The organism is Candidatus Parvarchaeota archaeon (genome assembly GCA_016866895.1).
Taxonomy (GTDB): domain Archaea; phylum Micrarchaeota; class Micrarchaeia; order Anstonellales; family VGKX01; genus VGKX01.
Genome location: VGKX01000055.1, coordinates 1 through 6,816, shown reverse-complemented (window position 1 = coordinate 6,816; position 6,816 = coordinate 1). Strand labels below are relative to the sequence as shown.

General features: G+C 48.0%; 5 protein-coding genes and 1 pseudogene. 3 read left to right on the top strand and 3 right to left on the bottom strand.

Annotation, left to right across the window (positions count from 1 at the left end; all coding sequences use genetic code 11):
• Positions 1-250: 250 nt before the first annotated feature.
• Positions 251-1,240, bottom strand: coding sequence for a hypothetical protein (locus FJZ26_03060; protein MBM3229387.1), 990 nt, complete (start codon positions 1,238-1,240; stop codon positions 251-253).
• Between the two features lie 168 nt (positions 1,241-1,408).
• Between FJZ26_03060 and FJZ26_03055 the strand changes: the two genes are divergently transcribed.
• A complete protein-coding gene (locus FJZ26_03055; protein ID MBM3229386.1) occupies positions 1,409-2,251 on the top strand; it encodes an ATPase in 843 nt (280 codons plus the stop codon).
• A gap of 16 nt (positions 2,252-2,267) precedes the next feature.
• On the opposite strand, the gene FJZ26_03050 is transcribed toward FJZ26_03055, so the two are convergent.
• Positions 2,268-2,711 (bottom strand): DUF4870 domain-containing protein, encoded by a 444-nt coding sequence (locus FJZ26_03050; protein ID MBM3229385.1) that lies wholly within the window; start codon positions 2,709-2,711, stop codon positions 2,268-2,270.
• Between the two features lie 135 nt (positions 2,712-2,846).
• Between FJZ26_03050 and FJZ26_03045 the strand changes: the two are divergent.
• Both FJZ26_03045 and FJZ26_03040 read left to right on the top strand, forming a co-directional pair.
• Positions 2,847-4,838, top strand: a pseudogene (locus FJZ26_03045) (peptidyl-arginine deiminase).
• Positions 4,839-4,899: 61 nt separating this feature from the next.
• Positions 4,900-5,238 (top strand): hypothetical protein, encoded by a 339-nt coding sequence (locus tag FJZ26_03040; GenBank protein MBM3229384.1) that lies wholly within the window; start codon positions 4,900-4,902, stop codon positions 5,236-5,238.
• A gap of 2 nt (positions 5,239-5,240) precedes the next feature.
• Here the strand turns inward: FJZ26_03040 and FJZ26_03035 are convergent, their stop codons facing one another.
• Complete coding sequence (locus FJZ26_03035) at positions 5,241-6,668, bottom strand: AAA family ATPase (protein ID MBM3229383.1); 1,428 nt, start codon at positions 6,666-6,668, stop codon at positions 5,241-5,243.
• Between the last annotated feature and the right edge of the window lie 148 nt (positions 6,669-6,816).

Here is a 6,816-nt window from a genome sequence, read left to right as displayed (position 1 = left end):
CGCACAACGCGAAGAAAATTTTAGAGAGCCCCAATGAACCGCCATTTTAGTTATTGGGTAGGCTGGTATAAATTTGTTTGGGTTGCCGCAACAGTTTGGCTGCTATTTGGGCTGCAAAACGATAAAAAGCTTGCAGGGGGGACAAAAGACGAAATGGAAAAAACAGGGAAGAGGAAAAATTAAAAAAGGGAAAACAGGGAAAAGTAAAAAGTGCATGGAGGGGAACTGTTGGTGCATTAGGGTTTTTCCCCTACTCCACTGCAAAAACGTATTCGCCTGAATATGCTTGTCTGCAGGCAACAAATGCTTTGTGCTCGCCTTGCGATAATGTCAGATTAAACTGCCTTGTTTCATTGAATTTCATGGAGGCCATGGAATCTCTAACAGAGCCGTCCACATAAAGCTTGCAGCCGAAAATGCGTTGAGGTTTTTTCATTGTGCCAGGATATGAATTGTAGACATAGCTTAAGTCAACAGGACTTGGGAGTGCGGCACCAGAAGAGTTGTGCAAGGCTGGTATGGTTACAGTATAATTGGTCTCCACAATGAAGTAGTATTCGGGAGTTGTCTCGTTAAATTCCCCGTTTCTGCACTTAAGATACCAGAAATAATCCCCATCTTCAAGAAGGAATTTGCGGCGATAACTGCCGGATGTGTTGATTTGGTATGTTTTACCTTCAAAAAATAGGGTGCAGGAAGTTGGAAATGAGGCATTCGCGATTGAAGACCGATAGCTAATCTCCACAAGAGGTTTTTTTATGATAATCCAGTTTTTTGGATTGGTGAAAAGGCTGGTGGCATGAAAATGTGAAAAGTTATAATTGCTACGCCGAGACTTGCCCGGATGGATGTAATAATTTATCAGAGTGATGGAAGAATCAAGTGGAGTGCAGACAACATACCAGGAATATTTAAAACCATTTTCAAGCCGGTAGGTGAATGTGGCAGCTTTTGTATTTTGCGGCACCGCCGTGTTCACAAGATCATATGTTGGGCCGGGGCCGCTAGCAGTGTATTTAGCGAAATATGCCTTGCACTCGATTGAAATATTTTTTGGATCTATTTTGACGCTGTATCTGAAAGTTGTAAGAGAGCCTGCGCCGGAAACGTTTCTGTCAAATACAACAGATGCTTCTCGAGGATAAAGATATCTTATTTCTGCATAAGCCGAGTGTGTGATAGCAGAACCTAGAATCACCAAGATAAAGAGATATGTGAAAAAAGCTTTTGGTAATGCCATAGTAATTGCCAGTAATGTTTCTGAAATGGAGTATTTAAAGATTTGGAACGCGCGAAAAGGATGGCGTAGTTGCACAAATTGGGGATGTTCAGCCGCTGCGTGTGATGTTTTTCAGCAATTGGCTTAAATGTGAAGTGTTTTATTTAACCTGCCATCAAAGCATTTGCAATGGCACAGATAGTTGTAAAAAAGGACGACGGCACACTTGAGCCTCTGAATCCTGAAAAAATCAGGCAGGCGATTTTGCGAAGCGGCGCTTCAAAGGCGCTTTCATTTGAGGTGCTTGATGAGATACAGCCAAAGTTCAAAAATGGCATGAGCACAAAGGAGATTTACAGATTGGCTTTTGAAACTCTTCAGAACTTGCGCCCCGGAGCTGCCGCGAGATTTTCACTAAAGGGCGCGCTTGCAAAGCTTGGGCCAGAAGGCTACCCGTTTGAGACATTCATAGGCGCCATATTGAAGGGGAGGGGCTACCAGACACGCTTGCGCCAAATCCTGCAGGGCAGGTGCGTGAGCCACGAAATAGACGTCGTAGCCCATAGGGATGCAACAGGCGAGAAACCGCGTGTCGACTCGATAATCGAATGCAAGTTCCACAACATGCTTGGAACGCGCTGCCACATACAATCAGCACTTTATTCATGGGCGCGCTATCTTGACGTGAGTGAAGCAAACCCGCATCTTACTTCATCGTGGCTTGTGACAAACACAAAATTCACAACAGAAACGATAAAATACGCGGATTGCGTCGGCTTGAAGCTTTTGGGGTGGGGATTTCCTGCAAGCGAGAGCATACAGGTAAGAATTGAGGAAAACAAGCTCTATCCGATAACAATACTTACAAGGCTTGACAGGTGGTCTTTCAACAAGCTGCACAACGCAGGGATAATACTTGTTCCGGAGCTACTCAAGGCGGATTACACCGAGCTTTCCAAAACAGGCATGCCGCAAAAGACACTTGATGGATTGCTTGTCGAGGCAAGGCAGGCAATGTCAAAAAGGTATTGAAGAAAAAAGCGGGGAATTATTCGAATTTTTCAGCATACTTTGAGAGAAGCGGGATTGCAGCAGGCTCGCCATTGTACGCCTTATATGCAAGAAAGACAAGTGCAGCTTTTAGCACGGCAACAACGAACAAAAACACAATGGCACAAAAGACAAGTGCATAAAACTGGAAGCTTTTTGCAACAAAGCCAACGGCAAAATAAACCACTGCAAGAACCAAAAGAAGTGCCGTGAAAAGCACTATTTCGGCGACTGCAAAAAGCGCCGCAGTTGATGCGTTTTTTCGCGTATAAGAATCATCGGGTTTTGCGGCAAAGTAAATTGCAAGCGGGCCTGCAAAGCTTGTTATTATTGCACTCGCATAGGAAAGTGCGGCCATTTTTGTCTCAAAATCCGGCCTTTTCCCTTCGCTTTTTCCTTCCGGCTTTTCCTGCGTGAATTTGAGTTCCTTTGCCATAGTCATTGGAATTATAATCCATAGTTTAAAAACATTGCAGATAAAAATTACGTTTAGGCTCTTGCAATAATGACTGCAAATAATGATTTCAAATAATGATAGCAAATTATGATTAGCATATTATTAACAGGTGAAAAAAGAATGGATAAAAACATCGTCAGGCTCGGCCTTGTGCAAATGGGCATGGGAGAGGCTGCACAGGACAACCTGTCAAAGGCCCTTAACATTGTTGAAAAATGCTCAAAGCAAGGCGCACAGATTGTGTGCCTGCCCGAGCTTTTCACCGCGCCCTACTTTGCCCAGGAGGAAAACAGGAAAAGTGATGCGGCAAATTTTGCGCAAGCAATACCCGGAAAGGCAACCGATGCGCTTTCACTTGCTGCAAAAGAAAACGGGATTGCCATAATTGGCGGCTCAATTTACGAAAAGGATGAAAAAAGCGGCAGGTTCTACAACACGTCCTGCGTTTTTGACTCAACGGGCAGGATGCTTGGCAAATACAGGAAAATCCACATACCGCACGACCAATGCTACTTTGAGCAGGATTATTTTGAGCCCGGGGATTTGGGCTTCAAGGTGTTTGAAGTTGGAATAGGGGGAGCGGAAAAAACCCGCAAGATTAAAATCGCCCCGCTGATTTGCTATGACCAGTGGTTTCCAGAGGCTGCGCGGGCAGTTGCACTTGAGGGGACTGAATTGATATTTTACCCAACTGCCATTGCAACAGTAAGGGGGATTGAACAGGCTGAAGGAAACTGGCAGGAGGCTTGGGAGAATGTCATGCGCGGCCATGCCATTGCAAACGGCGTAATTGTGGCAGGGGTGAACAGGTGCGGCAGCGAGGGCAGGATGGATTTTTGGGGCGGCTCGTTTGTCTGTGACGCATTTGGAAAAACGCTTGCAAGGGCGGGCGGCAAAGAAGAGGCAATGGTCGTCAAGGTTGATTTGTCGCACAGTGAAAAGGTGCGGGAAGGCTGGCGCTTTATGAAGTGCAGGCGGCCTGACCAGTACAAAAAGATACTTGAGAGCGCAAAGGGCTAGATTTGCATGGTTGATTCTACGCCAAAGAAGCAGGGCTACTTCATGCCAGCGGAGTGGACGGCCCATGAAGCAACATGGCTTTCCTGGCCGAAAAACCCGCTTACTTTTCCATCTGACATAATTGATGCAGTGGAGAAAATCTACTGCCAGATGGTTGGGGCGCTGCAGGATGGGGAAGCGGTAAAGATACTTGTGGATAACTCACAGGAAGAGCAGAGGGTTAGAAGCATTTTGCATGCAAATGGAGTTGCTTGCAGGAATCTGGTTTTTTACAACATCAAAAGCGCCGACGTCTGGATGCGCGACTATGGGCTGACTTTTCTTTTGAAAAGAAAAAACTTGTCGGAAAATGAAAACGGCGCTGGAAAGACCGTTGGAACTGCTGGCGCAAAGGCTGCGGTGAAATGGATATTCAACGCATGGGGCGAAAAATACGATGACTTGTTGCCTGACAACGCAGCAGGGGAGCAAATCGCAAAGTTGCAGGAGGCGGCAGGATTGCAGGTTTTCAGGCCAAACATAGTCATGGAAGGCGGCTCAATTGAGGTTAACGGCCAGGGAACGGTGCTTGTTACCGAGCAATGCCTTTTGAACAAAAATAGAAATCCAAAACTGGGAAGGACACAGATAGAAGGGCATTTGAAAAACAATTTAGGCGTGGATGAGGTCATTTGGCTAAAAGATGGAATAGCAGGTGATGACACGGACGGGCACGTGGATGATTTTGCCCGTTTTGTCGGCAAGGAGACGGTCGTTTGCGCATACGAAGAAAACAAGGCGGATGCAAACCGCAAGCCCCTTGCGGCCGCATACTCATCGCTTTGCAAGCGCTTTGAGACAATAAAACTGCCCATGCCAGCCGCGATAATAGACCCAGTGGAGAACAGGCGGCTTCCTGCAAGCTATGCGAATTTTTACATGGCAAACGGGATTGTGCTGCTTCCAGTTTTTGGTGACAGGAAGGACAAGGCGGCACAGGAAACATTGCAAACATGCTTTCCAAAGCACGAAGTTGTGCCAATCCAGGCAAAGGAGCTTGTTTATGGCTATGGGGGCATACACTGCGTGACGCAGCAGGAGCCAAAAGTATAAAGAACGAAAATGAAATATGGATTGATAATTTAATAATTAATAAAATTAAAGGTGATTTTTTATGCTATATGGGATGAGATTTCAAAAACCCGCACTTGCGATTATTGCACTTCTTGCAATAGCGATTCTTTTTGCAGGATTTGCATTCGCCTCCGGCGGCAAAAAAGATGCCCAGAAAACGGAAGGCGGCTTGGTTGAAGGAGCAGACGGCAAGAAAGCCGCCAACGCAGGCGCAAAGGCAGGCAACGAAGAGGTCGGCAAGGAAGAGGGAGAGGAAGGTGGATTTGACGCAATTGGCGCGATGGGTCTTGTGGTATTTGCTGCAACGGGCTTTCTAATGGCGGCAGGGCTTGCACTTGCAATAAAGCAGGCCCTGGGCGGCAAAAAAGTCGCGCATTGAAATCAGGCTATTTCATTTTCATGGCCGCTTTTTGTTGGGCCCGTGCTTGCGCCGAAGTCCGCCATGCCTGCCTTCCACCAGGAGCCGTCGTATTTTTCCCCAAGCTGCTGCTCAATGGACTTTGATTTTGCAAGCGCGGCCTTTACATGAGAAGAGTCGAAAAGGCTTGCCCCATCCATTGCAGCAAGGTCGCCTGCCGCCTTTACAAGGCCGGAAAGCCCCCGAAGCCTCAGCGTGTATGCGTTTGGCTGGCCTGCCCTTTTTTTTGCTTCAAGTGCCAGGGCTTCGCAAGCCTCCAGGCTTGCATGCGGAATGTGCCCGTCCTTTGCGATTTCCTGAGCCACAAACTGGAAGAGCTTTTGCTTGTTGGCTTCTGTTGCAGCCATGTGTGTTTGGAGCAAAAGCTCATAGCCGCTGCCGACTATCCTTGAGCGAAGCTGTGGGAGAATGAGCCCCATGTCATTTATGTTGACTGCGGTTACAAAGATGAAGTCGCAGGGGACATTTTCCACCTTGACGCAAGCCCCCGTGCTTGACGCATTCCTAGCACTTATCGGGAACCTTTTTTCCTGCATCGCGGTGAGCAGGTAGCGCTGCAGGTGCCCAAGTGTGGAAAGCTCATCAATGAAAAGTATCCCCTCATGCGCCTCGTGCACTGCCCCAGGCACAACGCGCGTGTAGGGTGCAAGGCCTATTTCCGGGTGCCCTCCGTAGGGGTCGTGCTTGATGTCCCCGAGAAGCTCTGTTTCTGAGGCTCCGGTTGCCTGCACAAAAGTCTTCCTGTCAAGGGGCGCAATGACTTTCCTGAGTTTTCGCTGCTCCAGGGTATTTAACCTTTGCAGGTCCCTTGATGTCAGCATCCTCACGGCGTTGTTTGTGCCGCGTTGGTAGAAAACCGGCTCTGGCTTGTCTGCGATTTGGACCATTGCCCGTACCCTGCCTTGCTCCTCAAACGAAGGCTCCCCGATTGCAAGCAGGTCATCAAACAGGCTTGAGTCTGATAGGTATTTTTCAAAGCCGCACCTTGGGCAGCTTGGCTGGTTGCAGCCTGAAAGCTGGCCGCAGTGCCTGCAGCGAAACCCAAGCTTTTCGGAAACGTAAATAGGGACTGCGGACGGTGGGACAAGCTTGCCGATTTGCGGCTGCTGGGCCGGGGTCTCTCTTGCCTGCTCCCTTGTGCGCAGTTCAACTATTGGCTTGTCAGGATTAGCGTGGTCATGAACAACCGATATTTCAAATTTTGGCGGCTCAAGCAGGGATGCGATTGCCTGGGCAATCATGGATTTTCCGGTGCCTGGCGGCCCAACAAGAAACAGGTGCCGCCTTTGCCTTGCCACAAGGCTTGCGGTTTTGACAACCTCCTGCTGCCCGATGACCATTTCAAGGGGATTTTTTGGCAGGGGAATTTGGGAGGTTGACCACTCGGCCATGATTTATTAATGCAGGGAAGGGTTTAAGGGATTAACTAAACCCGACGATTTTCTTGGCCACTCACGCTAAGTGAGGCGGCAAACTCCCGGAGTTATTTAAAATCGGGAAATGGATTAAGAAAAGAGTTTGGCAAGGCCTGAAATCTTG